This window comes from Shewanella sp. 125m-1, assembly GCF_052977065.1.
The window spans coordinates 1-26206 of sequence record NZ_JBRILT010000029.1 but is presented as its reverse complement, the minus strand read 5'-3'; the positions used below and the strand labels follow the sequence as shown (position 1 = coordinate 26206).

The 26206-nt window shown below is 45.3% G+C and carries 19 protein-coding genes; 9 read left to right on the top strand and 10 right to left on the bottom strand.

The features are described from left to right. Window positions 1-437 precede the first annotated feature (437 nt). On the top strand, window positions 438-3632 hold the full coding sequence (gene putA / locus ACVBIK_RS13285; protein ID WP_447163014.1) for a bifunctional proline dehydrogenase/L-glutamate gamma-semialdehyde dehydrogenase PutA: 3195 nt from the start codon (window positions 438-440) through the stop codon (window positions 3630-3632). Between the two features lie 371 nt (window positions 3633-4003). After that, a complete protein-coding gene (locus ACVBIK_RS13280; protein WP_447169879.1) occupies window positions 4004-5884 on the top strand; it encodes a methyl-accepting chemotaxis protein in 1881 nt (626 codons plus the stop codon). On the opposite strand, the gene ACVBIK_RS13275 is transcribed toward ACVBIK_RS13280, so the two are convergent. Continuing rightward, the gene (locus ACVBIK_RS13275; protein WP_447169878.1) at window positions 5881-6006 is read right to left on the bottom strand and encodes a hypothetical protein; all 126 of its coding nucleotides are present in this window, start codon (window positions 6004-6006) and stop codon (window positions 5881-5883) included. The two genes, ACVBIK_RS13280 and ACVBIK_RS13275, sit on opposite strands and share 4 nt — an antisense overlap. Before the next feature lie 251 nt (window positions 6007-6257). On the opposite strand from ACVBIK_RS13275, the gene ACVBIK_RS13270 reads away from it, so the two are divergent. Then, window positions 6258-8138, top strand: a complete 1881-nt coding sequence (locus tag ACVBIK_RS13270; RefSeq protein ID WP_447169877.1) for a methyl-accepting chemotaxis protein — start codon at window positions 6258-6260, stop codon at window positions 8136-8138. A gap of 100 nt (window positions 8139-8238) precedes the next feature. Here ACVBIK_RS13270 and cydC read toward each other — a convergent pair whose 3' ends face one another. The 4 genes from cydC to ACVBIK_RS13250 form a co-directional block, all read right to left on the bottom strand. Continuing rightward, a complete protein-coding gene (cydC, locus tag ACVBIK_RS13265) occupies window positions 8239-9978 on the bottom strand; it encodes a heme ABC transporter ATP-binding protein/permease CydC (RefSeq protein WP_447169876.1) in 1740 nt (579 codons plus the stop codon). Next, window positions 9975-11780, bottom strand: coding sequence for a heme ABC transporter permease/ATP-binding protein CydD (gene cydD / locus ACVBIK_RS13260; RefSeq protein WP_447169875.1), 1806 nt, complete (start codon window positions 11778-11780; stop codon window positions 9975-9977). The genes cydC and cydD overlap by 4 nt, the downstream gene beginning before the upstream one ends. A gap of 370 nt (window positions 11781-12150) precedes the next feature. Beyond that, a complete protein-coding gene (locus ACVBIK_RS13255) occupies window positions 12151-12498 on the bottom strand; it encodes a DUF3622 domain-containing protein (protein WP_447159378.1) in 348 nt (115 codons plus the stop codon). Window positions 12499-12702: 204 nt separating this feature from the next. Then, window positions 12703-12903, bottom strand: a complete 201-nt coding sequence (locus ACVBIK_RS13250; protein WP_447163018.1) for a DUF3565 domain-containing protein — start codon at window positions 12901-12903, stop codon at window positions 12703-12705. Between the two features lie 382 nt (window positions 12904-13285). Between ACVBIK_RS13250 and ACVBIK_RS13245 the strand changes: the two genes are divergently transcribed. Beyond that, a complete protein-coding gene (locus tag ACVBIK_RS13245) occupies window positions 13286-14818 on the top strand; it encodes a DEAD/DEAH box helicase (RefSeq protein WP_447159376.1) in 1533 nt (510 codons plus the stop codon). A 385-nt stretch (window positions 14819-15203) separates the two neighbouring features. Here ACVBIK_RS13245 and dbpA read toward each other — a convergent pair whose 3' ends face one another. The 3 genes from dbpA to ACVBIK_RS13230 all read right to left on the bottom strand — a co-directional run bounded on the left by dbpA (window position 15204) and on the right by ACVBIK_RS13230 (window position 18170). Next, window positions 15204-16613, bottom strand: a complete 1410-nt coding sequence (dbpA, locus tag ACVBIK_RS13240) for an ATP-dependent RNA helicase DbpA (protein ID WP_447163020.1) — start codon at window positions 16611-16613, stop codon at window positions 15204-15206. Window positions 16614-17068: 455 nt separating this feature from the next. After that, window positions 17069-17779 (bottom strand): DUF3313 domain-containing protein, encoded by a 711-nt coding sequence (locus ACVBIK_RS13235; protein ID WP_447169874.1) that lies wholly within the window; start codon window positions 17777-17779, stop codon window positions 17069-17071. Between the two features lie 175 nt (window positions 17780-17954). Then, the gene (locus tag ACVBIK_RS13230) at window positions 17955-18170 is read right to left on the bottom strand and encodes a YheV family putative zinc ribbon protein (protein WP_447159373.1); all 216 of its coding nucleotides are present in this window, start codon (window positions 18168-18170) and stop codon (window positions 17955-17957) included. Between the two features lie 153 nt (window positions 18171-18323). Here ACVBIK_RS13230 and ACVBIK_RS13225 point away from each other — a divergent pair, with 153 nt between their 5' ends. Further along, entirely contained in the window at window positions 18324-20234 is a 1911-nt protein-coding gene (locus tag ACVBIK_RS13225; protein ID WP_447159575.1) for an ABC transporter ATP-binding protein, read from the top strand. 107 nt (window positions 20235-20341) lie between these two features. Then, the gene (locus ACVBIK_RS13220; RefSeq protein ID WP_447159372.1) at window positions 20342-20803 is read left to right on the top strand and encodes a TIGR02444 family protein; all 462 of its coding nucleotides are present in this window, start codon (window positions 20342-20344) and stop codon (window positions 20801-20803) included. Between the two features lie 27 nt (window positions 20804-20830). On the opposite strand, the gene ACVBIK_RS13215 is transcribed toward ACVBIK_RS13220, so the two are convergent. Continuing rightward, window positions 20831-22417: a GMC family oxidoreductase N-terminal domain-containing protein gene (locus ACVBIK_RS13215; protein ID WP_447169873.1), complete on the bottom strand. Its 1587-nt coding sequence runs from the start codon at window positions 22415-22417 to the stop codon at window positions 20831-20833. A 35-nt stretch (window positions 22418-22452) separates the two neighbouring features. Next, window positions 22453-22968: a TAT leader-containing periplasmic protein gene (locus tag ACVBIK_RS13210; protein ID WP_447159370.1), complete on the bottom strand. Its 516-nt coding sequence runs from the start codon at window positions 22966-22968 to the stop codon at window positions 22453-22455. A gap of 283 nt (window positions 22969-23251) precedes the next feature. Here ACVBIK_RS13210 and ACVBIK_RS13205 point away from each other — a divergent pair, with 283 nt between their 5' ends. The 3 genes from ACVBIK_RS13205 to ACVBIK_RS13195 all read left to right on the top strand — a co-directional run bounded on the left by ACVBIK_RS13205 (window position 23252) and on the right by ACVBIK_RS13195 (window position 25540). Beyond that, window positions 23252-24232, top strand: coding sequence for a hydrolase (locus tag ACVBIK_RS13205; protein ID WP_447159369.1), 981 nt, complete (start codon window positions 23252-23254; stop codon window positions 24230-24232). After that, window positions 24226-24480 (top strand): YheU family protein, encoded by a 255-nt coding sequence (locus ACVBIK_RS13200; RefSeq protein ID WP_447169872.1) that lies wholly within the window; start codon window positions 24226-24228, stop codon window positions 24478-24480. Before ACVBIK_RS13205 ends, ACVBIK_RS13200 begins: the two co-directional genes overlap by 7 nt. A 172-nt stretch (window positions 24481-24652) precedes the next feature. Further along, on the top strand, window positions 24653-25540 hold the full coding sequence (locus tag ACVBIK_RS13195) for a phosphoribulokinase (protein ID WP_447159367.1): 888 nt from the start codon (window positions 24653-24655) through the stop codon (window positions 25538-25540). Window positions 25541-26206: the final 666 nt, after the last annotated feature.

Here is a 26206-nt window from a genome sequence, read left to right as displayed (position 1 = left end):
CATACGCAGGCTTCTTTATTATCTCTTCCGTCTCATCACTAACAAAATATGCCTGAAAGTCGCTGGTAATCATTCAGTGAAACCGCATGCAAAACAACGTTAACCATACGCTGGCTTATTTATTATCTCTTCTCCGTAATCGCCAGCCAAATATGCCGGAAAGCTGCCAGTAATAATTCAGTAAAACCGCATATAAAGCCAGTTTGATTAAAACACTGCTTTTTTTATCGCCTCTCCACAGCCCTTATGACATAAGGGCTAGCGCACCTTAACGCCAACCACAATCAAACGCGGATCACAATAAATATTACAATATTGTCATAGGTCACATTTTGTGGTTATAATCGGCGCGCGGAGGCCTTCGATTGTATACAAAAGAATAACAACAGAGGTTTTGTCGCGACACCTTATCCAAGCAATCAGCCCCAGTGGCCTAGATGGAAGCGATTAATATGTTCAAAGCGAGTGAAGTACTAGCTGGTCATTACGATTCAGCCGACCTCAACGAACTGTTCCAAGCGATCAGCGATAACTATATTGTCGATGAAGAGCAATATTTATCTGATTTGATAAAGCTAGTTCCTTCGAGTGATGAAGAGATCAACCGTGTGACGAGCCGTGCACACGAGCTAGTTAGCAAAGTCCGTCAATATGACAAAAAAGGCCTTATGGTCGGTATTGATGCTTTCCTTCAGCAATATAGCTTAGAGACACAAGAAGGCATTATTTTAATGTGTCTTGCTGAAGCCCTGCTTCGTATTCCAGACTCAGATACTGCCGATGCCTTAATCGAAGACAAACTGTCTGGGGCCAAGTGGGATAAACATTTAAGTAAGAGCGATTCAATCTTAGTTAACGCGTCAACTTGGGGGTTAATGCTCACAGGTAAGATCGTTAAGCTTGACCACAATATTGACGGCAAGCCAAGCAGCCTACTAAACCGCTTGGTCAATAAGGTCGGTGAGCCTGTTATAAGACAATCTATGCTTGCAGCCATGAAGATCATGGGTAAGCAATTTGTATTAGGCCGCACCGTTAAAGAAGCACTGAAAAACAGTGTCGATAAGCGCAAACTTGGCTACACCCACAGTTACGACATGTTAGGTGAAGCGGCGTTAACTAAAAAAGATGCACAAAAGTACTTCGACGACTATTCGAGTGCGATTGCCACCTTAGGCGCGCAAGAATACGATACCAGCTATGCCCCTCGCCCAACTATCTCGATTAAGCTTTCAGCCCTGCATCCACGCTATGAAGTCGCCAATGAAGATAGAACGCTAACAGAGCTATATGAAACGCTTATCTTGCTTATCAAGCAAGCGCGTAGCCTTAATGTCGGTATCTCTATCGATGCAGAAGAGATGGACAGGCTAGAGCTGTCATTAAAGTTATTCCAACGCCTATATAACTCAGATGCTGCTAAAGGCTGGGGTCTATTAGGTATCGTCGTTCAAGCATACTCTAAGCGGGCACTACCTGTACTGTGCTGGTTAACGCGTTTATCCAAAGATCAAGGCGATGAAATCCCTCTGCGCTTAGTTAAAGGCGCATACTGGGACAGCGAGCTAAAATGGTCACAAGAAAATGGCGAAGCCGGTTACCCACTTTATACCCGCAAAGCAGGTACCGACGTCTCTTACCTAGCGTGTGCTAGATACTTGTTATCAGATGCGACTCGCGGTGCTATCTACCCACAATTCGCCAGCCATAACGCACAAACCGTTGCGAGCATTACCGATATGGCCGGCGATCGTGACTATGAATTCCAGCGCCTACACGGCATGGGAGAAGAGCTTTACGATACGCTTTTAGCAGAAAGTGGTGTTAAGACCGTACGTATCTATGCCCCCGTGGGCGCGCACAAAGACCTTCTGCCTTACCTAGTACGTCGTCTACTTGAAAACGGTGCTAACACTTCGTTCGTGCACAAGCTAGTTGACCCCAAAACCCCGATTGAGTCATTAGTGGTACACCCACTCACCACACTCAAAGGCTATAAAACCCTGGCTAACAATAGAATCGTCTTACCTGAAGATATCTTTGGTAAAGAACGTAAAAATTCCAAAGGGCTGAATATGAACATTATTTCTGAATCTGCACCATTTTTTGCCGCGATAGACAAGTACAAAGACACCACCTGGTCAGCAGGTCCTTTAGTTAACGGTGAGACCTTGTCTGGCGATACTAAAGAAGTGGTCAGCCCATTCGATACTAATTTAGTTGTCGGTAAGATTGCCTTTGCTAACAATCAAGCGATTGAGCAGGCACTCTCAAGCGCTGAAGCTGCCTTCCCAAGTTGGTGTAACACCCCTGTCGAGGTTCGAGCCAATGCATTGCAAAAACTTGCCGACCTACTGGAAGAAAATCGTGAAGAGCTAATTGTCCTTTGCACTCGCGAAGCAGGTAAGAGCATTCAAGATGGTATAGATGAAGTTCGTGAAGCTGTGGACTTCTGCCGCTATTACGCAGTGCAAGCCAAAAAAATGATGGCTAAGCCTGAGTTGCTTCCTGGCCCTACAGGTGAGCTCAACGAGCTATATCTGGAAGGTCGCGGCATCTTTGTTTGTATTAGCCCGTGGAACTTCCCACTTGCCATCTTCTTAGGCCAAGTCACAGCGGCTCTCGCTGCAGGTAATACCGTTATTGCTAAACCTGCCGAACAAACATCTATCGTCGGTTACAGAGCGACTCAGCTCGCCCACGAAGCGGGTATTCCTAAAGACGTACTGCAGTTCCTTCCGGGTACGGGCGCAACCGTTGGCGCTGCAATTACTTCCGATGAACGTATTGGTGGTGTGTGCTTTACAGGATCAACAGGCACAGCCAAGTTAATCAACCGTACATTAGCCATGCGTGAAGGGCCGATTATTCCATTGATTGCCGAAACGGGTGGCCAAAATGCCATGGTGGTTGATTCAACCTCACAACCTGAGCAGGTCGTTAATGATGTAGTGTCATCATCATTTACTAGCGCAGGTCAACGCTGCTCAGCATTGCGCGTATTGTTCCTGCAAGAAGATATTGCCGATCGCGTACTCGATGTCATGCAAGGCGCAATGGAAGAGTTGACGATTGGTAACCCTAATTCAATTAAAACCGATGTAGGTCCTGTTATTGATGCGACTGCGGCGGCAAACTTAAACGCGCATATCGATCATATCAAGCAAGTTGGTAAGCTCATTAAGCAGGTTGAGTTACCTAAAGGCACTGAAAATGGTTACTTTGTCGCACCGACAGCGGTTGAGATTGATTCAATCAAGGTGTTAGATAAAGAGCATTTTGGCCCTATTTTGCACGTTATTCGTTATAAGTCATCAGAGCTTGAAAGAGTCATTGCCGAGATTAATTCGACTAACTTTGGCCTGACCTTAGGTATCCATAGCCGTAACGAAGGTCATGCACTAAAACTTGCAGACAAAGTCAGAGCGGGTAACGTTTACATCAACCGCAACCAAATTGGTGCAGTGGTGGGCGTACAGCCGTTTGGTGGTCAAGGCCTATCAGGCACAGGACCAAAAGCGGGCGGTCCACACTACCTAACACGCTTTATTACTGAAAAAACCCACACCAATAACATTACCGCAATTGGTGGTAATGCGACTTTATTGTCATTGGGTGATAGTGACGAGTAGTCGCTAAACATTCAGCTGACGATCTTTTAGTTAACTATCTTTCAGTTGAACATATAGACAAGATATTTGTCTGCATAAGAGCCGATTGCCCCCAATCGGCTCTTATATTTCAAGCGTAAATCTCATTATATCTATCAATCAATTCTAGTAAAAAATTTGCATGTTCAGCTAAATATACAGCTGTACTTTCATCACTCTTTAATTAATTGTATATTATTTGAGATAACGCTCTCAAATATTGTAAAATTGATGTACTTAAATAAAATGCTTGCTCTATAATCCTGCTGTTTTCAAGCAGTCTTTTACTCCACCTTTTTAAATTTACTGGTCTAATCAGCTAGTTCTCCCTAATTTTACTAGTGATAAATAAAATGAATCTAACGATAAAACATAAAATTCAACTCGCAGTTTTACTCACTATTGTCGCAATAAGTGCCACTCTTGCTAGCATTTCTACACGCCAACTTAGCGATGATACCGAGGCCGCCATTGCAGCGCGATTCAAACTACAAGCTGAAGCTGTGAGTAATAATATTTTTAGCTGGTTAGACGATAAAAAGCAGGTTGTAAAAGCCAATGAGTCACGCATTCAGCAAGGCTTAGATAGCGACCGAGAATTATTGTTTACCATTAATGGTGGTGGCTTTATCGATGTCTATGCCGGTTTTGATACTGGCGATATCATCTCAGGGGATAAGTCTCAGCCATGGCCAGAAGATTACGATCCTCGCACACGCCCTTGGTATAAGCAGGCTTATACCAGTAGCGAAATGATCACCACGCCGCCCTATATCGATATCACAGGTCAAGCAGTTGTGACCTTGGCACAACGCTTTAATGGCGCAATGAACGGTGTACTTGCCGCTGACTTGAGTATTGGCTTCATTACTGAGCAAATTAACAACCTTAGTATCGACAACGCTGGTTTTGCTTTCTTGTTAGATGAAAATAACAAGATCCTCGCATACCGCGATAGTAGCTACGCCCAACAAGATGCCAGCCGTCTGGCTCAAACGTTAACCCCATCCAATATTGAATCAATCCGCAATGGCTCCGCTATCACCACTATCGAGTGGCAAGATGGTAAAGAGAAGCTAATTCGCTTAACGCATCTGAAGGGTACTAACTGGACCTTAGGTTTAGTTGAAGATAAAACACTTGCCTATCAAATGATTGAACAACAAGTTATCAACTTACTTATGGTAGTTGCTGTGCTTGCATTTATTATCTTAATTATTGCGTCTTTCATTGTTAACCACATGTTTAAGCCGCTGCAGCAATTAAGCGATGCGATTGAAACGTTATCAAAAGGTGATGGCGATCTAACCCAACGTTTTGCCGCAAGCAAACAAGATGAAATAGGCCTACTTGAAGCCCATATGAACCGCTTCCTTGAGAGTTTGCAACAGATGGTGAAGGCCATTTCTAGCGATACCGAGCAGTTAATCAAGCAGATTAACGAATCATCAAATATCGCTGCCAAGGCGAGCGAAGGGGTAAATGGCCAGCATCAAGATGTCGATCAAATTGCAGCGGCGATTCATGAAATGTCAGCAACAGCAAACGAAGTCGCTAACCATGCCGAGATGACAGCCAATGCGGCGCAAGTATCGACTCAAGCCTGCATCGAAGGCAATGAGGTTATCGTTAAAAACAGTGACTCAATTGAACTGCTATCTGAGCAGCTTAATGACGCTTCTAAAGTCGTTTCAACACTTGAAGAAAACGCTACAGAGATCAACCAGATCCTATCAACCATTCAGGCCATTGCTGAACAAACGAATCTACTTGCCCTAAACGCGGCAATTGAAGCCGCTCGAGCTGGTGAGCAAGGCCGAGGCTTTGCCGTGGTCGCTGATGAAGTGCGAGTACTGAGTCACCGCACTCAAGATTCAACCGAAGAAATTAGAGCTATGATCGCCACTTTGCAGCAAAACAGCCAACACGCAGTATCATCTATGACGTCTAGCACCAATATTGCTCAGTCTAGTGTCGAATTTGCTAACCAAGCCAAACACAGCTTAGAGCGTATTACAGACTCAATTACAGAAATCAATGATATGGCGACTCAAATTGCCAGCGCCGCCGAAGAGCAACGCGCAGTATCAGAAGACATCAGTCGTAATACTCAAGCAATTAGTGACACCTCAAATGAGTTGTCATGTCAAACCCAAGAGGTCAGCGACAACGCTCAGATGATGCTACAAACCTCTAGTGAGCTAAGCGATCGAGTTTCACGCTTTAAGATTTAATCATCACAACGATAAAGCCCTGTCACATTCAGGGCTTTATCGTCTCGACTCATAGATACAATAATCCCACCAGCCCTGTGACTCCAGAGTGACTCATCAACCATAAAAACGGCTTTACACATCCTTGCGCCTGCTATAAGTGTCTGTTTTAAGTACCAGCTTTACTGCCTGCATTAATGCCAACTATTGGTGTTAGACATTACTGAAATCATTGGTGTTAGTTATTGATAATTTGAGACAAACTTCTCATCACTGACACATTTAAAATGCTCATTTAAATATCATCGCCTATAATCCGCGCACATTTAACAGGATTAAATCCCCCCAATTTTCGCTCAGCGTAAATGGGCCCTTGTCCGTCAATATAATAATAATGAACCTCAGCATTAAGCACAAAATCCAGCTCGCCGTTTTGCTCGTGATAATCACCATAACCGCAACTCTCGCCTTTATCGCAAGCAAGCAGCTCAACCTGCAAACCGATCAAGCTGTCTCGACTCGGTTCACACTGCAAGCCGAAGCGCTCAACAATAATATTTTTAGCTGGTTAGCAGATAAAAAACGCATCATCAATGCCAATGAGGCGCGCTTAAGCAGTGCACTTAGCGATGATGGTGAATTGGCGCTAAGTATCCAGGCCGGCGGCTTTATCAACCTGTATATGGGATTAGAAAATGGCTTAGTGATCTCTGGCGATAAAAGCGTTGAGATCCCTGCCGACTTTGATGGGCGTACTCGCCCTTGGTATCAAGATGCTTACAACACCCATGACATCATCACTACACAACCTTATGTGGATCTCTCTGGTGATACCGTTGTGACTCTAGCCAAACGCTTTAATGGCGACATTCATGGCGTACTGGCAGCAGATCTTAGTATCGCTTACATCACGCAGCAGATAGCCGATCTAAATATTGCCAATGCGGGTTTTGCTTTCTTACTCGATGAAAACAACAAAATACTGGCCTTTAGAGATAGCGGTTACGCCCAACAAGATGCCAGCCGCTTTGCTCGCAGCCTGACTCAGTCAAACATCTCAACTCTACTTAACAACGGTGACATCACGACCCTAGAGTGGCAAGACGGCGCAGACAAGCTGTTACGCTTGACCCCATTGCAGGGTACCAAATGGGCATTAGGCTTAGTCGAAGATAAAGAGCTTGCCTATCAGGCGATAACAAAACAGCTCCAGCTGTGTCTTATTGCAGTGGTTATTCTCGCCTTAGTGATTTTGATTATCGCCTCGGTGATCATCAATCATATGTTTAAGCCGCTACAACAGCTCACCAGCGCCATTGAGTCGCTATCTAAAGGGGACGGTGACTTAACCCAGCGGTTTTCAGCTCACCGTCAAGATGAAATAGGCATGCTTGAGCGCCATATGAATCGGTTTCTAGAGAGCTTACAGCTGATGATTCAAGCCATTTCTAATGATACCCAAATGCTAATCAAGCAGATCAATGACTCATCAGACATTGCGGTGCAAGCCAGTAACGGTGTCAATGCTCAACATCAGGATGTGGATCAAATTGCCACGGCAATTCATCAAATGTCAGCGACTGCGAGCGAAGTCGCCAATCATGCAGAGATGACCGCCAATGCAGCTCAAATTTCAGCTAAGGCTTGTCTGGAAGGTAATGAGGTTATCGTTAAGAACAGTGATTCAATTGAACTGCTATCAGAGCAGCTCAGCGACGCATCGCAGGTTGTATCAGCACTTGAAGCGAATGCCACAGAGATTAATAAAATTCTCTCGACCATTCAAGCGATTGCAGAACAAACCAACCTACTGGCGCTCAATGCCGCAATTGAAGCGGCACGAGCCGGTGAGCAAGGTCGAGGCTTTGCCGTGGTCGCCGATGAAGTGCGGGTACTGAGTCATCGCACTCAAGATTCAACCGAAGAGATCCGTGCCATGATCGCCACCTTGCAGCAAAACAGTCAGCAAGCTGTCGCCTCAATGGCCTCCAGCACAGGTATTGCGGATAGCAGCGTCGAGTTTGCTAATCAGGCCAAACAAAGCTTACTGCGCATCACCGATTCAATCACCGAAATTACCGATATGGCAACACAGATAGCCAGTGCCGCTGAGGAGCAGCGTGCGGTATCTGACGATATTAGCCGTAATACTCAAGCGATAAGTGATACATCGCACCTATTGTCCTCTCAAACCCAAGAGGTCAGTGATAATGCACAGATGATGCTACAAACCTCTGGTGAGCTAAGCGATCGAGTATCACGCTTCAGGATTTAATCTTCGCAATAATTTAAGCCTTGCGAACAAAAAGCCCAGATCCACTGGGCTTTTTGTATTATTGACAGAGCTTTTCTACTTAGCTATTTTTCGCTACCAATTAACCTAAGCGCTTAAACAGGCTAGCGTAGTAAGCATCACTCTCAAGCAGTTCACTATGAACACCACTCATGCGAATTGCCCCCTGATCCATTAAATGAATCGCATCCATCTTATTCATCGCAGTAAGGCGGTGGCTAATCATCAACATGGTTTTACCTTCGGCAAACTCGAACAACAAGCGGAGGATTTCACGCTCGGTACGCTTATCCAGGCCCTCTGTTGGCTCATCTAACAGTAAGATTGGTGCATCGCGTAATAAGGCTCTTGCCACACCAATGCGGCGCTGTTCACCACCCGATAATTGACGTCCGCCCTCCCCGAACCAAACATCTAAAGGCTTTTCAGCTTGTAATAAACTCTGCAAACCCACCTTTTTCAGTACAGCAATCAACTTGTCATCATCTTTACGGGTCGCGCCAGGGATCGCTATGGCTAAGTTGTCACGCAGGCTGCCACTGAAGAGATAAATGCGCTGACTGACCACTGACATAGATTGCCGTAATTGCTGCTCGGTATACTCACTCGCATCAAGGCCATCAATACAGACTTGGCCTTTATTAGGTAACCATTCTCGAGTCAGTAATGATAATAGGCTCGATTTTCCACAGCCCGTTTGCCCAAGAAGCGCCACCTTTTGACCCGCTGGGATCTTGAGGTTTAATCCCTTTAGTACAGTTTGCTCATCAAGGTAGCCAAACTCAATGTCGTTAAACTGGATATTTCCAGCTGATATTTCTGCCGTTTGGCTTGATGTAAATGTGACGCTTGGCGTTTGTTCAACCACCTCATTTAACCTTGTTGCTGCTGAGCTACAAGCTGATAAATGCTGGAAAGCGCCAGCGAGCGGCATCATCATCTCAATGGTTGCCATGGTTAAAAATACCACCATGGCAAGCCTTGGGCCCGGCGGTACCGCACTGCCTACACCCGACGCGGCTAAGTACAGCATCAATAACACCGCAAAACCGTGGCACAAAATCAAACAGGCTTGGCTTAATGCCGTGACTCGATTCATCGCATTTTGGCTATTGATCATCATGCTTTGCGCTTGATTAAGCCTGTCTCTATAAGCCATCTGCGCGCCAAATAGAGTCAGTTCAGCCTGACCTTGTAAGTACTCCAGTAACTGTACTCGTAGTACTCGCTTGGTTTCTAGCTGGGCAATGCCTGGCTTACGCCCAAGAAAATAAAAGGTCGTTGGCAGCAATAACCAAACAGCGAGCAACACGCCACATAAAGTGCGGGCAAGCTCAGGATCAAAGTGGCCCACGAAAAAGTACAACGCCAGCATCATCAACAGTGATGCCGCTAACGGTGTGATTAACCTAAGATACAAGTGATCTAAGGTATCGATATCAGCAACCAAGCGATTAAGCAGATCGCCTTGGCGCACGCCCTGTAGGTTCTTGGCGCTCAGCGGGAGTAACTTATTCCATACCCAGCAGCGTAAGTCGGTAAGTAAGCTAAAGGTGGCTTCGTGTGTTGCCAGGCGCTCACCATAACGGCTTGCTGTGCGCACAATCGATAAAAAGCGCACTCCACCAGCTGGAGTAAAGTAGTTAAACATCTGCGCCGTTAGCACTGTTAATCCGGCAACTGCCGCCGCAGATAAAAACCAACCCGATAACGACAATAATCCAATACCAGCCATTAAGGTTGTCACACTTAAAAATAGTCCAATAAACATCATGAACCATTGGCTTTTAAAACGCTTGATATAGGGAAAGAGTGCTCTCATGACTTGGCTCCCTCTGACATATTATTCACTAGCGCTGCAGCATCAAACTCGCTCACGCTACTGGCTTCATCAAGCATCTGTTTAAACGTGCCGGCCTGAGTGGCAAGCTCAGTATAATTACCTTGCTGGACTATTAAGCCGTTATCTATCACCAAAATGTTATCCATCGCACTCAAGTTCTCGAGTCTATGAGTGACCATCACACATACCACGCCTTGCATAGCTTGGGTCAGTGTAGATTGTACCGCTTGCTCACTTAAGCTATCTAAACTGGCCGTTGGCTCATCGAGGATATACAGCTTAGCTTGCTGACCCAGTGCACGAGCAAGGGCTATTCGCTGCGCCTGCCCCACCGATAATCCCGCCGTTTGTTCCTGGATTGGATACGCTAACCCTAGCGGTTGCTGCTCGACAAAATCGAGGATCTGCGCCTTTGCTAACAAGCTATAAATAGCCTCATCAGATAACTCACGACCCATGGCGACATTGTCACGCAAACTGCCATGAAACAGCTGCGGCTCTTGCCCGAGCCATGCCAACTGCTTGCGCCAATCCTCCAGGGCTAACTCACTTAACTGTGTACCAGAGATCCGCAGCTCCCCTTGATAGGGTAGAAAACCGAGCAAGGCATTGAGTAAACTGGTTTTGCCAGCGCCGCTCGGGCCCACGATGGCCACATGCTCGTTAGCTTTGATCTGGAAACTAACAGGCCCGAGTAACAAACTGCCATCTAGGCTATAAACAGATAAATCTTTAGCTTCAATCTCTATCTTGTCGTCAACTGGCTTATTACCACCAAACTGCTCGGTTGGGTGGTCGAGCAATGTCATCAACTCTTCTGCCGCACCGATAGCCTGTGCTTTAGCGTGATAATGAGTGCCCATATCTCTTAGTGGCTGGTAAAACTCAGGCGCCAAGATCAACACAAATAAACCGGTAAACAAACTGATTGAAACGCCATAATGACCAAAGTTCAAATGACCTAAATAGCTAAAACCAAAGTAAACCGCCATTACTGCAATAGATACTGCCGCAAAAAACTCCAGTACCGCTGAGCTTAAAAATGCCATTCGCAGCACAGCCATAGTGCGTTCACGAAACTCTTCCGACGCCTTGCGGATCACTCTTGCTTCTTTCTCACCTTGGTTAAATAACTTGAGCGTCGACAAACCTTTTAATCGGTCCATAAAATGGCCGCTTAAACGTGCTAACGCGCTAAAATTTTTGCGATTCGCATCTGCAGCGCCCATGCCGACTAAAATCATAAACATAGGAATAAGCGGCGCGGTGGCCAATAAAATCAGACCAGCGGCCCAGTTAATAGGGAATACCGCCACGAGGATGATTAGTGGAATGAAACCGGCCAACACCACTTGTGGCAGATAACGTGCGTAGAAATCTTGTAGATCTTCGACTTGCTCAAGCACTATGCTAGCCCAGCTTCCCGCGGGTTTACCTTTAATAAAGGCAGGCCCGAGTAGCGCTAACTTATCAAGCACTGCTGCGCGCATCTGTATTCTTAACCTAGCGCCAGCCTGAAAACTGGCACGCTCGCGGGCAAAGGCAAGCACCCCACGCACAACCGTCAGCAGTAACAGAGCCAAAAAATGGTCGATAAAATCGGACTTGGGCAGCTCATCAATAATGATCCCTTGAAGAACCGTCGCGATAAGCCACGCCTGACACATCAAGCTTAGCCCGGTTAACACACCAAAAAAAACTGACAAATTTAAGTAAAATCCACAGGCTTTTTTCTGTAACTTTAGCCATTTAGTAAGCTTTTTCTCTACTGTTTTATCCATGTGATTCCAGACTAAAGACAACTTGGGGATGAGTGGATGCTTTGCTCTTTACTGTGGCAAACCCAACATAAGCACGTTATTAAAGACTTTAACGTATCGCCTAAGTTCAATCACCCTTGAGCAAAAAACGAGAATGCATCTCAATATTGCCTGAGTATCGCAGGCATTAATCGCAGAATAAAACATCTATGCTGTAAATGTTATCGGACTCACAAAAATTGAGCTAGATCAATAAACCAAGCAGAAGACGATAGATATAAATTGCGATTTAAATACAAAAAAACCGCACTAAGCTAGGCTCATTGCGGTTTAAAGGTTGATTTAGAACGAGCTAAATCAATTAACGATTAACATCGTTATCGATAGGAGATTAACGCTCTGCGTCAGACTCGTAATCTGAGTTATCGTCATCATAATCACTTTTAGGCGCAGCAGCTTCACGTGCACTGCGCCATACTTCTGCAGCTTGCTCTTTTGCATCAGCAGCTTCGTTACGCTCATCACGTGCCTTAGCCTTACGCTCGTTACGCTTGACTAAGTTTTCTAAGAATGACTTAAGCTCAGTCTCACCCCAAGCTTGCGCTTCAGCTTCTGTAGCAAAACCTTTCTTACTCTTAGAAACAACGATCTTTCTCGCTGTTTGACGACGAGTGATTTGGCCAGTCCACGTTGCGCCATCTGCTACTATGCGAAAATCATACTTCTTAGTTTGTGTCATGTTACTTTTTATCCTAACAATAATTCTAATACTTGAGCCAAACACACTGTTGGGCCGAATAAACCTATTAAATATAGATCAATTCGCCAACGATATTGGTGAGCTCAATCAATACGCAAGAACAACAACCTAAGCATCACTCTCACGTTCATAATTCTGTTTCTAAACCGCACTGCCAATGTTCACCTTACACTGCAATACGCTTTACTTCATTCCCGACTCTAATTCACACAGCTTACAATTAAGCTTATAACCAAGCATGGCATTTCTACCCTCTTGATCTGTCACCCAATCTCGCCGCTCCCATGGAGGACGATGACGAACATGCTGAGTATGACCGCAAGACAAATTGGCAACCCAATGATCTTCATCATCTTTATGATAACTCACGATAGGCTGCAGCATGACAAACCGCCGAATTAGGTAAAATAGTTACCTAGAATTTACTGGTAAAAATCGGTAGATGAACTTTCAGGGGCGCGAGATTAACACATGCAGCGCTGATACAACATCTTTTAATTGCCCAAAAATCACACAATCGACGTTTTTTTTCAAAATTAGCCCATTTCAGTGCGTAACAGTTATCAATCCAGCCCAATATCTCCAGCCTAGAATCAATTTAGTGCCATACTCTTTATAACGTGGTTATTTGGTCAGTGATTGCTTAATAATTAGCGCTTTTTAAGCAGATCCTGTAAGCTGCACGGCCGCCAGCATCCGCAGGCCCCCTAAAACCGCTGCCAGTCGTACTTTAACGCCTATTTCGCAGCCGAAATGAGACCTATCTATGAGTTTTGCCTCACTGGGCTTATCAGCCCAAATTTTGAAAGCCGTTGCCAACAAAGGTTATGACACTCCTTCACCTATTCAGGCACAAGCAATTCCAGCCGTACTTGAAGGTAAAGACGTGATGGCCGCTGCGCAGACCGGTACAGGTAAAACAGCAGGCTTTACCCTGCCATTGCTAGAGTTACTTTCAAAAGGCACTAAGGCACCAGCAAAACAAGTACGCGCATTGGTATTAACACCCACTCGTGAGCTAGCCGCTCAGATTGGTGAAAGTGTTGAAGTCTATGGCCAATTTTTACCTCTGAAATCTGCGGTAATATTTGGCGGTGTTGGCATTGGCCCACAAATTTCTAAACTTAACCGCGGCGTTGATATTCTGGTTGCGACACCAGGGCGTTTACTCGACTTATATAATCAACGTGCAGTGAGCTTTAGCCAGCTCGAAGTATTGGTACTTGATGAAGCCGATCGCATGTTAGACATGGGCTTTATTCACGACATCAAAAAGATCCTGGCGATTCTGCCGGCTAAGCGTCAAAACTTGATGTTCTCAGCCACTTTCTCTGATGAAATTCGTCAACTCGCTAAAGGCTTAGTGAACAATCCTGTAGAGATCTCGGTTACCCCACGTAACGCGACCGCTAACACGGTACAGCAGTGGATTTGCCCAGTCGATCAGGGTCAAAAAGCCGCTGTTTTAGTCCAGCTAGTTAAGCAGAACAATTGGCAACAAGTATTGGTATTTAGTCGTACTAAGCACGGTGCAAACCGTCTTGCCAAGAATCTTGAAGCAAAAGATATTACTGCTGCTGCTATTCATGGTAATAAGAGCCAAGGCGCAAGAACCAAAGCTTTGGCTGACTTTAAGAGTGGCGCTGTGCGAGTGCTTGTGGCCACCGACATCGCTGCACGTGGCCTTGATATTGACCAACTGCCGCAAGTGGTGAACTTTGACTTACCAAATGTGCCAGAAGATTATGTGCATCGTATTGGCCGAACAGGTCGTGCTGGCGCTTCTGGCCATGCTGTATCGCTCGTTAGCAGCGAAGAGATTAAGCTGCTACGTGACATTGAGTTACTGATCAAACAGAACTTAGAGCGACGCCCTGTTGAAGGTTTTGAACCCACTCATGGCTTGCCAGAAACAGACTTAACGGGTAAATCACATGGGCAAAACAAAGGCCCACGTAATGGTGGTCAAGGCCGAGGTAACGAACGTTCTCGCAGCCCACATAAAGGCGCTAACTCGGGCGGTGCTAGCAATAAATCACCAAACCCACGTCGTCAAGGCAATGCGCAAAGCAGCGAAGGTGTGAAGGTTGAGCATAAAGATGGTCAACGCAGCGGCGAAATGGCACGTGGCCACCAGCCAACCGAAAACAAACCTAGACGTCAGCGTCGCCCTAACGCTGGCAGCTCTGCTAATGGTAATCCAAGCAATGGCGGCCCAGAGCGCAGCCAAAGCAAGCCATCGGGTCAGCGTCGTTCTCATTCAAATAGAAGTGCTAATAAGCCAAGCCAAAATAGCTAATATTTAAACTGGCCAGCAACAGATACAATGACCAAGACTCTCCATCCGTGGGTCTTGGCATTAGCGCCCTTAGCATAAGTGCTCTTGGCAATAAATACCAAGACTACCCATAGGTGTTCGTATTAGCGCCCTTAGCATAAGGCTCTTGGCATAAATACCAAGACTACCCATCGGTGTTCGTATTAGCGCCCTTGGCATTAGCGCCCTTGGCATAAGTGCTCCAGGCACAAATACCAAGACTACCCATCCATGGGTCTTGGCATAAGTGCTCCAGGCACAAATACCCAGACTACCCATCCATGGGTCTTGGCATAAGTGCTCCAGGCACAAAAAAGCAGCGCCTAAGCGCTGCTTTTTTTATACCTAAAGCCACACCCAAATGCGCTTAACGCATTTCCCATGCACGGTATGAACGGCCTTTTAGCTTACCGTTAGTAATTTTATGCAGGGCTTTTTTAGCCACTTTACGGTTAACCGCCACGTAAGCGCGCATATCGGTAATTTTGATTTTACCGACTTCAGAGCCCTCAATACCATCCTCGCCCGTTAATGCACCAAGAATATCACCAGGACGCAATTTCTGCTTTTTACCACCATCGATTTGCAAGGTGATCATCACAGGTTGTACCGGGAAGGTATCTAACAAGTGCTCTGATGGCAGCGCTTCATTAACGATATCACGCTCAAGATAATCTTCGAGCAATGCAATCTTGTAGCCATCTTCATCATTGTAAAATGTGTGCGCCGAACCTTTACTGCCCGCACGGCCTGTACGACCAATACGGTGAATATGTACTTCAGTGTCGTAAGCCACGTGATAGTTAATCACAGCGTCCAATGCGTCGATATCAAGGCCACGCGCCGCAACATCGGTTGCCACCATGATAGACACACTCTTATTGGCAAACTGCAATAAGGTTTGGTCTCTATCTCTTTGCTCTAAATCACCGTGTAGAGCAACAACGCTAAAGCCGTCATTCTTCAATTGCGCAGCAACATCTTTGGTTTCACGCTTGGTATTACAAAACACCACAGCACTTTCAGGGCGGTATTGCAGCAGCAATAACTTCAACGCTCGCATGCGGTCGTTGTTATTACCAACCTCATAGAAGTGTTGTTCGATGGTGCTTGTTGCATGAGTCGAAGCCACTTTAACCAATACGGGTTTGAACATGATCTTATCTGCAATAGACTGGATCTGCTCAGGGAATGTCGCACTAAACAGTAGCGTCTGGCGCTCTATCGGCATACGCTCCATGATGCCTTCAAGCTCAACCTGAAAGCCCATCTCTAACATACGGTCAGCTTCATCGAGCACTAAAGTATGTACATTGTCTAGATCTAAGCGGCCGCGATCTAAGTGATCGATAATACGGCCTGGCGTACCAACAATAATGTGCGCGCCATGTTCTAATGAGCCAATTTGTGGCCCCATTGGTACACCGCCACAAAGGGTCAGTACTTTAATGTTATGGATACCACGAGCAAGTGTACGGATCTCTTTTGCTACTTGGTCAGCAAGTTCACGAGTTGGGCATAAAACCAGTGCTTGAATGCGAAAACGTTTAACGTCTAATTTGTGCAGTAAGCCCAAACCGAACGCTGCCGTCTTACCCGAGCCAGTCTTACCTTGGCCAATGACATCTTCGCCATTAAGAATGGCAGGTAAGCTTTGCGCCTGAATCGGTGTCATCGACTCATAACCCATCGTTTTTAGGTTATCGAGTAATTCAACCTTAAGGTTAAGGCTTGAGAATGGCGCTTGGCCATCGGTGTTTGGGACTGATTGAGTCAAAGTATCTTTCCTAAGTATTCACTGCTGTTTAGGGCCGTTTACCCTCTAGGACTCGATACCTTAATCAGGTTCATCAAATCGCGCTTGGCAGTGATAAAATCATGGTGACAAGGCTCCAAACCATCAGGAGCAAAAGTTGTCGTTTGCTATCGCTATAAATTATAGCGCGCTATTGTAGCAGTTATTCTTTTAGTTGCAGCATGTCGAATATAGGATAACTAATAAATATATCGCTATCGCAGCCTTTTACGGCCTTTAGCGCCGAGTTTGGTTAACTTGGTGCCTCTATTACCTCGGCCGCAATAGCCCTGATGTAAATGAGCAAGCTCCTAACAACAAAATCCTAGCCACAAAAAAGCTGGCTATGTTTGCCAGCTTAATATTAGTCGTATCGAGGATGATTGCCGCATCAAATTTGCCAAGAGTGCATAGATAGTGCAAACAACTAATGTCAGTTACAGATCCTCGCCGCGTAGTGTTGCGCTTAATCTATCAACCCACCAATCAACCGCATCTCTAGCATCGTCGGTTGAGTCAATCATGGTGCTAAAGTCTTTACCGCCCGCTTTTCGGTCAATCACAGCCACGATAGGCTTACCCGTTTGCGCATCGCTAAGCATAAGCTCTATCGTCGCACTACCCACATTGGTATGCTCGCCAGTCACTACCTTTGAAATACTTGAGATCCCAAGCCCAAAAGGCAAAATACTGCTAGTGACGGCTAAAATTGGATTCGGGGTTTCAATATTGGTTAACGCCACGCTGACTCTAAGTGTTTTAGGCGCTTCACCTTTAGCGAGGGTTTGCTCCAGTTCAGTTTGGTTGATGATCTTAAAACGCTGACTGGCTTTTTGCTTAACTTTACTGATTAGATAACGTGAAACCTCAACAACATCCTCATCATCTAAGTTGTCGTAACGGGTTTTATCATCTAAAACTAACCAAGCTTGGTCAACGATGACGCTATCGTACTGACTAAGGATTTGATTAAGGTCGCTAACACTTTTTATTTTAGGTTGCGCCCAAATAAGGTCACTTCCACCGTCAGGGCCGGGTCGAAAATCGTCAAATGAACTAAACATCTGCGAGTTTCTATAATCCTGGATGGTGCCACAACCCGTTAGCAATAAAGTCAAACCCAGCAAAAATAGTCGTGTCACAGTCATGGTCTTTACTCACTTTAAGTCGATGCTAACCCGCCTGTTAGCAAATAATGAGCAAAGTTTACACCAACACACCAATAAAACACAGTAGGGCACACAACATGACAAACAGCACAGTACACAACCGTACACTCGCATTCCCATCTAAAAAGGTTGATCTATGGTTCAGCGACTTCGATTAATCTGGATTAAATACACCAATAACTGCACCGCTGGCTTTTTTAGCCACTTTTTCTTCTGTTTGTTGCTCACGATAATCGCACTCAACACACTCTACGGTTTCAATACCATTTTCTTTAAATAACACGATTGATTCTTTTGCTTGGCACTTCGGGCATTTAGCACCTGCTACAAAACGTTTCTTCACTTTTTTAGTTGTTGTCGTTGTTGTCATGATTTAAATTCCTTTACACATATGCCTAACATTTTGCCACAAAAGCTGCGTCATGACCGTACTTTTCTAGGATTCACCATAGAAGTAACCATGGGTTCTAAGCTATTATCTGTCCCCAATATTTGCTGTTACTCTGACATAAAGCCGACCTCAATGATCACCATCACTCAAGCTCAACTCGTTCGTGGCTCGAAAACCTTGCTCGATGAAACTTCATTAACCGTCTACCCTGGCCACAAAGTCGGTCTGGTTGGAGCAAACGGCAGCGGAAAATCTTCATTACTTGCGCTTATCTTGGGCAAAATCCATCTTGATAAAGGTGAGTTTACTATGCCTAGCGGTTGGCAGATGGCCACTGTGGCGCAGGAAACACCCGCACTTGACGTCTCAGCCATTGAATATGTCATTGATGGCGATACAGAATACCGCGAACTTGAAGCACTGCTGCATGCTGCACAAGAGGCCGACGATGGCCATAAAATTGCGCTCTTGCATGGCAAAATTGATGCGATTGGCGGTTATGCCATTCATTCTCGCGCCGCAAGCTTACTCGCCGGCCTAGGCTTTAGTGAGCAAGAGCAGCGCAATCCAGTGAAGAGCTTCTCGGGTGGTTGGCGTATGCGCTTGAACTTAGCTCAAGCACTATTGTGCCGCTCAGACCTACTGCTTCTCGATGAGCCAACCAACCACTTAGACTTAGATACCATGTACTGGCTAGAGGGCTGGATTAAAGCTTATCAAGGTACGCTTATTCTTATCAGTCACGACCGCGACTTTATCGACGGCATTGTCGATGAAATCGTTCATGTCGAAAATACTAAGCTGAACTATTACAAAGGTAACTACACCTCCTTTGAGCGCGTGCGTGCAGAACGGATGGCGCAGCAACAAGTGGCATTTGAACGTCAGCAAAAAGAGCGCGCTCATATGCAGTCTTTTGTTGACCGTTTCCGTTATAAAGCCAGTAAAGCTAAGCAGGCTCAAAGCCGCTTAAAAGCGCTTGAGCGTATGGCCGAGCTCTTACCATCACAAGCTGATAGCCCTTTCCACATGGCTTTTAGAGAACCTGAAGCCCTACCCAATCCTCTGGTGACCATGGAGCAAGTCTCTATCGGTTACGGTGAAACTGAGATCCTAAAAAAGGTACATCTCAACCTTGTTCCTGGTGCTCGTATCGGTTTATTAGGTCGCAACGGTGCGGGTAAGTCGACTCTGGTAAAGCTACTGTCGGGTGAGCTGTCACCGATGAAAGGCAAATATGAGACAAACCCAGGCTTAAATATCGGCTATTTTGCCCAGCACCAGCTGGAATTTTTAAGCTTAGATGACTCACCACTGCAGCATATGGTGCGCCTAGCCCCAAATACCAAAGAGCAAGAGTTACGTAACTTTTTAGGAGGCTATGGCTTTAATGGTGATATGGCTTTAGCGCCAGTTAGACCTTTCTCTGGTGGTGAAAAGGCGCGTTTAGTATTAGCGCTTTTGGTTTGGCAACGTCCTAACCTATTGCTACTCGATGAACCGACCAACCACTTAGACTTAGAGATGCGTCATGCGCTAACCATGGCACTACAGACCTTCGAGGGCGCAATGATTATCGTCTCGCACGATAGACACTTATTACGCTTAAGCTGCAGCGACTATTACTTAGTCGACCAAGGCGAAGTAAAAAGCTTTGAAGGTGACTTAGATGATTACCATCAATGGTTGCTTGATGCGGCAAAAACCGCAGGCAAAGAGGAAGACAGCGACGCGAGCACGCCGATTCAAGATAAAAAGCAGCAAAAGCGCTTAGAAGCCGAACTTAGACAAAAGCTGTCGCCACTTAAAAAAGTGCAGACTAAGCTGGAGAAAGAGCAGCAAAAAGCCAACGACCGTTTAAAAGAACTTGAAGGGATGCTAGCTGACACCAGCCTTTATGATGCCGATAATAAGGCTAAGCTTACCCAAGTGTTAGCCGAACGAACCACGCTTACCCAAGGGTTAGAGGAAAGCGAAATGGAGTGGCTAGAGATCCAGGAAGAAATTGAAAGTATTGAACAAGGTGTTCGCACTGAAATCTAACAAGAACCATAATTAATACCATTGAGTATAAGGGAAGCATTGCTTCCCTTTTTATTTGTCATACCATAGGTATCAATCTTCAACGATTATTTAGGCAACTGAACTTAATGACATTAGTAGATAACCTTCCCCCCAGCTTGTGGAGCGATTGCGATGCCATCTATGAGCAACACCAAAGCCTGTGTTTGCAGTTACAAGATGCCCACCAGCTCAACGTCAATCTATTGCTATTAGCGATTTGGCTCGATAAACAGCAGCACACTCTTGCGTTACCTCATTGGGAGAGGCTGCAGCAAACGATGTTTACATGGGAACAAAAGCTCTTACTGCCCTTTCGAAAATTAAGACGCCTAGGTAAAAACCAGCTTGAGAGTTCGGAATACCAACAGATGCTAAGCGTAGAGTTAATGCTAGAGCGTAAGTCTCAGGCGATGATTTCTAACACACTGCAAGCTATGCCATTAGAGTCGAATGACACAGGCCAAGGCGCAAATAATGTAAGCGACTATCTGAGCATATTTAACCTCAAAAGCGCTCACTATCCCTCATTGCAACTCAAAAGCGAGTAATACTCGCCGTTTTACATAACATGGTAGTTATGTTGTTAATCTCTCAGCCAACCGCGTCGCGTTTCTTGCGGTCATACCGTAAATAGACAGCTGTGGATTCGCGCCTAAGCTCGTCGGGAATATTGAACCATCCATCACCGATAGATTATCGAAGTAGTGCGACTCACCAAAGCTGTTCACCATCGACATGTTAGGATCTTCTCCCATTGGGCAGCCCCCCATGACATGCGCTGAGGCGACAACCGTTTTCAGTGGTGCGAGATCCATATTCTTTATGGCTTTCTTGGCCTCATTCCAGCTCGAAAGATACGGCATGCCTTGACTAATAGGCAGTACTTGCTGCGCACCTGCGGCAAATTGCAGCTCTGCCATACTCGCGTAAGCTCGCCTTGCTGCACGCCAAAAAGCTTCTGTGAGCGGGTAATCGAGTGTAAAGCCATGCTCGGTCAATTTAACCTGCCCGCCTTGGCTGTTTTCATGATAACCATCGCGAACCAATGCGATGGTCACTTGCAGTTGATTGAACTTCTCCATTAAATCCGCGTGACTTTTGCCATAACCAATGGTTTTTGAAGCGATCAAAATTGGATGAATTGGCGGGACTTCAAGCTTATAACCGAGTTCACCATCCGCGCCATTTTGCCATACAAACTGATCTGAATAGATGGATTGTGGTGCACCGCTGTGGCCATTAATTGGATCGCTAAACACGGCCCCGCTCAATAAGGTCGGATGTAGGAAAGTACGTTTACCAATAATTTCATGGGGATCAGGCAACTTAGATCGCAACATGATGGCCGGAGTATGTATGGCTCCCGCCGACAAGATATAATGTTTTGCCTTAAACATCAGTTCAACCGGTAACGGCTGCATGTTGCTATCAACCGCTTGAGCTTTTACCGCAAAAATTTTGTCATTATGATGCTCAAGTTTCATCACTTTAGCTTGACTCACTAACGTCGCACCGCGATCGAGCGCCGCAGGTATGGTGGTGACCAACATCGACTGTTTAGCATTGACTGGGCACCCCATGCCGCAGTAACCGGTATTCCAACAGCCTTTAACATTGCGCTTTATGACGGTGTAGTCCCAACCGAGCGTTTCACATCCCTGCTTTAATGCTTGGTTATTACGGTTTGGATCATAGGCCCATTGACTAATGTTAAGCCGCCGCTCCATTTTCTCAAACCATGGATCGAGTTCCTGACGAGAAAGCCCAACCACAGATTTGGCTTGAGCCCAATATTCAAGTGCTGGTTCTGGCGTGCGGATAGACGTTGTCCAGTTAACCGTTGTTGAACCGCCTACTGCACGCCCCTGAAATATGCCAATAGCCTTATCGCTTGTCTTCATTCCAGCCGCTTGATGATACAGATCCGGATAGGCGACACGCTCTTCCATGACAAAGTCTTTCGAAGATTTAAGCGGGCCTCCTTCAACGATAATCACTGATAGGCCAGCCTCGGTGAAAATTTCTGCTGCGACCCCGCCGCCCGCGCCACTACCTACAATCACAACGTCAGCTTCTAAAGTTTGGTTTTGAGTCAGCTTAGCCGCATTAATATGTGCCCAACCAGACTCTAAGCCCGTTACAATAGGATCTTCAATGGCCACAAGCTACCCCTTACCCAGCGTGTTGATTAATAACATCAGTTCATATCCTCAAGGAAAGTTGGCTTGGCATAATGTAAGCGGCTCCAATGTTCTGGGTTGGAGTAATAACTCGCCATCACTAATTCTCGCAATCCTTGATAAGCTGTCACCATCATATCGATGAAGCTTGTGCGCCAATTTTGTAGCATCTCAATCAACTCAGGCTGTTTACGTAACATCAAAGGAGTCATACTGCCGGTCAAAATCAATAGACCTAAGCGTCCTTCGAGCATTTCAAGTAGTTGTTCAAGTTCTGCCTGGCTTTCTTGAGGAAGAATAGAAATAGTGTGCTCGATGGCATCTAAGGTACGATTTATCGCGTCACGCTTTAGTGTGGCAACTTCAGGCAAGGCGCCATCTAAAAACACCGGCACTAGCACGCTAAATAACAATCGATGCTTGTCATCAAGTTCTTTATTAACGCGGACATAATCCGACGAGTAATAATTAACTCCCAGCGCTAAACAGGCTGTCCCTGCTAATGCGGTCGTGATAAAAGTACGTCGTTCCATCGCGCCCTCTATTGTTATTAAGTACTTATAATTACGTGCTTATCATTGAGTGATTCTGAGTGTTTTAGCGCTAAAATATCCTCACTTACGCTGTCATTTAGATGCTGATTTACCCCGTCACTAAACGAAAAACTAAACAAATAACTCCGCGAGTCACTTTAGCCAGTTATCAGCCTTACAGCTGGAAACAAAGTCGATAAATGGTCTGATTACAATCTATGCTACACTCTGCTCACAATAACAATTAAACACACGTTTTAATTTTCAGCAATAGCCAATTATTATGAAGCCAACTTTTTCACCCCCTTGGTGGGCTAAAAACCCCCATGTTCAGACGATTCTCCCGGTACTCACCAAAGTGGACAGACCACAGTTAGATCGCGAAAGATTAGAACTGAGCGACGGTGATTTTATCGATCTAGACTGGCAAGGTACACCTGAAAACCATCGAGCTATTCTGGTCATTATTCATGGCTTAGAGGGCAGTGCAGAGTCGCACTATGCACGTCGCATACTGACGGCCAGCAAGGCAATTGGTTTATGTGCGGTTGTGCATCATCACCGCAGCTGTTCAGGGGAGCTTAATAGACTCGCTCGTGGTTATCACAGTGGTGATACTCAAGATCTTCAAACCACTTTACAACATTTAAAAGCACACCATCCAAACAGCCCACTGCTAGCGGTAGGATATAGCTTAGGTGGAAATGTTTTAGTTAAGTATCAAGGTGAGCAACAGCAACAAAGTTTAATCGATAAGGCCGTTGCAATCTCTGCTCCACTGCAGCTCGGGTCTTGTGCGAACCGACTGGAAAAGGGCTTCTCCAAAGTTTACCAAAGCTACCTAATTAAACAGCTGCAACAGAAAATGCGCGGCAAGTTATCAAGACCAGAACTCGCAGCAGTGATGCCAATTAACCATAAAGATATTGAGCAGCTCAATACCTTTTATGCCTTTGACGATAAGATCACGGCGCCACTCCATGGCTTTAACGATGTCGAAGACTATTACACCCGCGCTAGCGGCTTACCTTATTTAAGTTTGATTGCGAAGCCAACGTTAGTTATACACGCTAAAGACGATCCGTTTATGACCGACGCTGTCATCCCAAGCAACAATCAATTGTCTAATCAAGTACAATATGAACTACACGATAATGGCGGCCATGTGGGCTTTATAAACGGTGGCAGCCCTTGGCGACCTAAATATTATCTTGAACAGCGTGTATTGAATTTTTTAACTTCAGCGGAAACCTCAAAATGTTAGTTCCTTACGAATCTTTGTCGCAGTTACCTAGCGATACCTTTGATAACCTCATCAAAGAATACCTTATCAGCCAAGTTGAAGATGGTAGCTTTTCCGGCGATGGTCAGCACAGCATGAAAAAGGCTATTGTTCAATGTAAAGCGGCCCTCAAACAAGGTATTTTAGTCGTAGAGTACAGCGAAGAAGAGGAGTCAATTGGCATTAGGCGTAAAGAGGATATTGTCATTCACAACATGAACTACCAGTAAGCTTAACCGTTGAACTTGCTTGAGCTTACTTTGACCTGAGTTTGACCTTAGCTAAGCTAAGCCGTATAACTGAAGATTCTAAGTACAGTATTCTTACCTGAGTCACTATGATTAGTCGCTGCTTTGGCTAACGTGCAGGTGATCGTTAACTATCTTTATTTTGGGTAAAAAAATGTCAGCGAAACATCCTATTATTGCCGTCACAGGTTCGTCAGGTGCAGGCACCACTACCACTACGACGGCATTCAATCATATCTTTAGACAGCTCGGCATTAATGCAGCAATTGTGGAAGGTGACAGTTTTCATCATTTTACTCGTCCAGAAATGGCGGTAATGATCCGCAAAGAGAAAACTGAAAATAGAAATATTAGTTACTTTGGTCCTGAAGCAAATGACTTTAATCGTCTCGAAAAGTGTTTTAGCGACTACAGTAATACTGGTCAAGGTGAAACTCGCGCGTACTTACATACCTTTGATGAAGCCGTGCCTTTTAACCAGATGCCAGGTACCTTTACCCAATGGCACCCGCTGCCTGAAAATACCGACATGCTCTACTATGAAGGCCTGCATGGCGGGGTCGCAACCGATGATTGCGATGTTGCGCAGCATGTCGATCTACTCATAGGTATGGTGCCAATCGTCAACCTTGAGTGGATCCAAAAAATCATCCGTGACACCTCTGAGCGTGGCCATAGCCGTGAAAAAGTCATGGACTCAATAGTGCGTAGCATGGATGACTATATCAATCATATGACGCCGCAGTTTTCCCGCACTCATATTAACTTTCAACGCGTACCAACCGTTGATACATCAAACCCATTTAGCGCTAAGAGTATTCCAACACTAGATGAAAGCTTTGTGGTGATCCGTTTTCGCGGTATTAAAAATGTCGACTTCCCCTATTACCTACGCATGATCCAAGGCTCATTTATGTCTCGGGTTAATACCCTTGTCGTGCCAGGTGGCAAAATGTCATTGGCGATGGAGCTCATTCTCACTCCACTAGTGAAAGATCTGATGGATAAGCGATTACAGTTAATCTCTCCAGAAAATGAGTAACTCAAAATTATATTAAGATTTGTTTAAGCCTCTCTAGGTAGACTGCTGCTTATCGGGATTTCAGGCGAAAGAACGATAAGTTAGCATTCCCTTGGAGGTAAATTCCCCCATCTTGATCTGTTTATTTCCTCGGGATTGCTAACTGCCCAATTTTCATGATTGATCTTCTTATTTCCTTTAAATCGCTAGCTACTTCCTCTAAAAATATTCCAAATAGTAAATTCCACCTTCATGCTTGATCTGTTTGTTTCTTTGGGATTGCTAACTGACCTTTCTACTCTATCTGCAAAAAAGTAAATTCCACATCCATGCTTGATCTGTTTATTTCCTCGGGCTTACCAACTGCCCTTTCCTAACTCTATCTTCCAAAAAATATATTTTTACCGCTTTCAACAAAACAACCAAAGTAAACTCCATATCCATGCTTGATCTGTTTACTTCCTCGGGATTGCTAACTGCCCTTTTCTTTCAATAAAAACATACAAAACAAAATTCCTGATTCATGCCTACTCTGCTATTCTTGGTATTGTTCGGGTACAAAAAAAGCCCCTATTCAGGAGTAATGCCGATCATTTAGCAGTTTATTGAACGGTTGACCGATCTTTATAAGATGGCAAAATCCGAGTGTTTTTAAACACTCGGATTTTTTTATGGACGTATCTCAAG

Bases quoted from the DNA above. Each gene is read 5' to 3' on its own strand.
- putA (WP_447163014.1), top strand. From the start codon at position 438: ATGGAAGCGATTAATATGTTCAAAGCGAGTGAAGTACTAGCTGGTCAT.
- ACVBIK_RS13280 (WP_447169879.1), top strand. From the start codon at position 4,004: ATGAATCTAACGATAAAACATAAAATTCAACTCGCAGTTTTACTCACT.
- ACVBIK_RS13275 (WP_447169878.1), bottom strand. From the start codon at position 6,006: ATGTGTAAAGCCGTTTTTATGGTTGATGAGTCACTCTGGAGTCACAGG.
- ACVBIK_RS13270 (WP_447169877.1), top strand. From the start codon at position 6,258: ATGAACCTCAGCATTAAGCACAAAATCCAGCTCGCCGTTTTGCTCGTG.
- cydC (WP_447169876.1), bottom strand. From the start codon at position 9,978: ATGAGAGCACTCTTTCCCTATATCAAGCGTTTTAAAAGCCAATGGTTC.
- cydD (WP_447169875.1), bottom strand. From the start codon at position 11,780: ATGGATAAAACAGTAGAGAAAAAGCTTACTAAATGGCTAAAGTTACAG.
- ACVBIK_RS13255 (WP_447159378.1), bottom strand. From the start codon at position 12,498: ATGACACAAACTAAGAAGTATGATTTTCGCATAGTAGCAGATGGCGCA.
- ACVBIK_RS13250 (WP_447163018.1), bottom strand. From the start codon at position 12,903: ATGCTGCAGCCTATCGTGAGTTATCATAAAGATGATGAAGATCATTGG.
- ACVBIK_RS13245 (WP_447159376.1), top strand. From the start codon at position 13,286: ATGAGTTTTGCCTCACTGGGCTTATCAGCCCAAATTTTGAAAGCCGTT.
- ACVBIK_RS13235 (WP_447169874.1), bottom strand. From the start codon at position 17,779: ATGACTGTGACACGACTATTTTTGCTGGGTTTGACTTTATTGCTAACG.
- ACVBIK_RS13230 (WP_447159373.1), bottom strand. From the start codon at position 18,170: ATGACAACAACGACAACAACTAAAAAAGTGAAGAAACGTTTTGTAGCA.
- ACVBIK_RS13225 (WP_447159575.1), top strand. From the start codon at position 18,324: ATGATCACCATCACTCAAGCTCAACTCGTTCGTGGCTCGAAAACCTTG.
- ACVBIK_RS13220 (WP_447159372.1), top strand. From the start codon at position 20,342: ATGACATTAGTAGATAACCTTCCCCCCAGCTTGTGGAGCGATTGCGAT.
- ACVBIK_RS13210 (WP_447159370.1), bottom strand. From the start codon at position 22,968: ATGGAACGACGTACTTTTATCACGACCGCATTAGCAGGGACAGCCTGT.
- ACVBIK_RS13205 (WP_447159369.1), top strand. From the start codon at position 23,252: ATGAAGCCAACTTTTTCACCCCCTTGGTGGGCTAAAAACCCCCATGTT.
- ACVBIK_RS13200 (WP_447169872.1), top strand. From the start codon at position 24,226: ATGTTAGTTCCTTACGAATCTTTGTCGCAGTTACCTAGCGATACCTTT.
- ACVBIK_RS13195 (WP_447159367.1), top strand. From the start codon at position 24,653: ATGTCAGCGAAACATCCTATTATTGCCGTCACAGGTTCGTCAGGTGCA.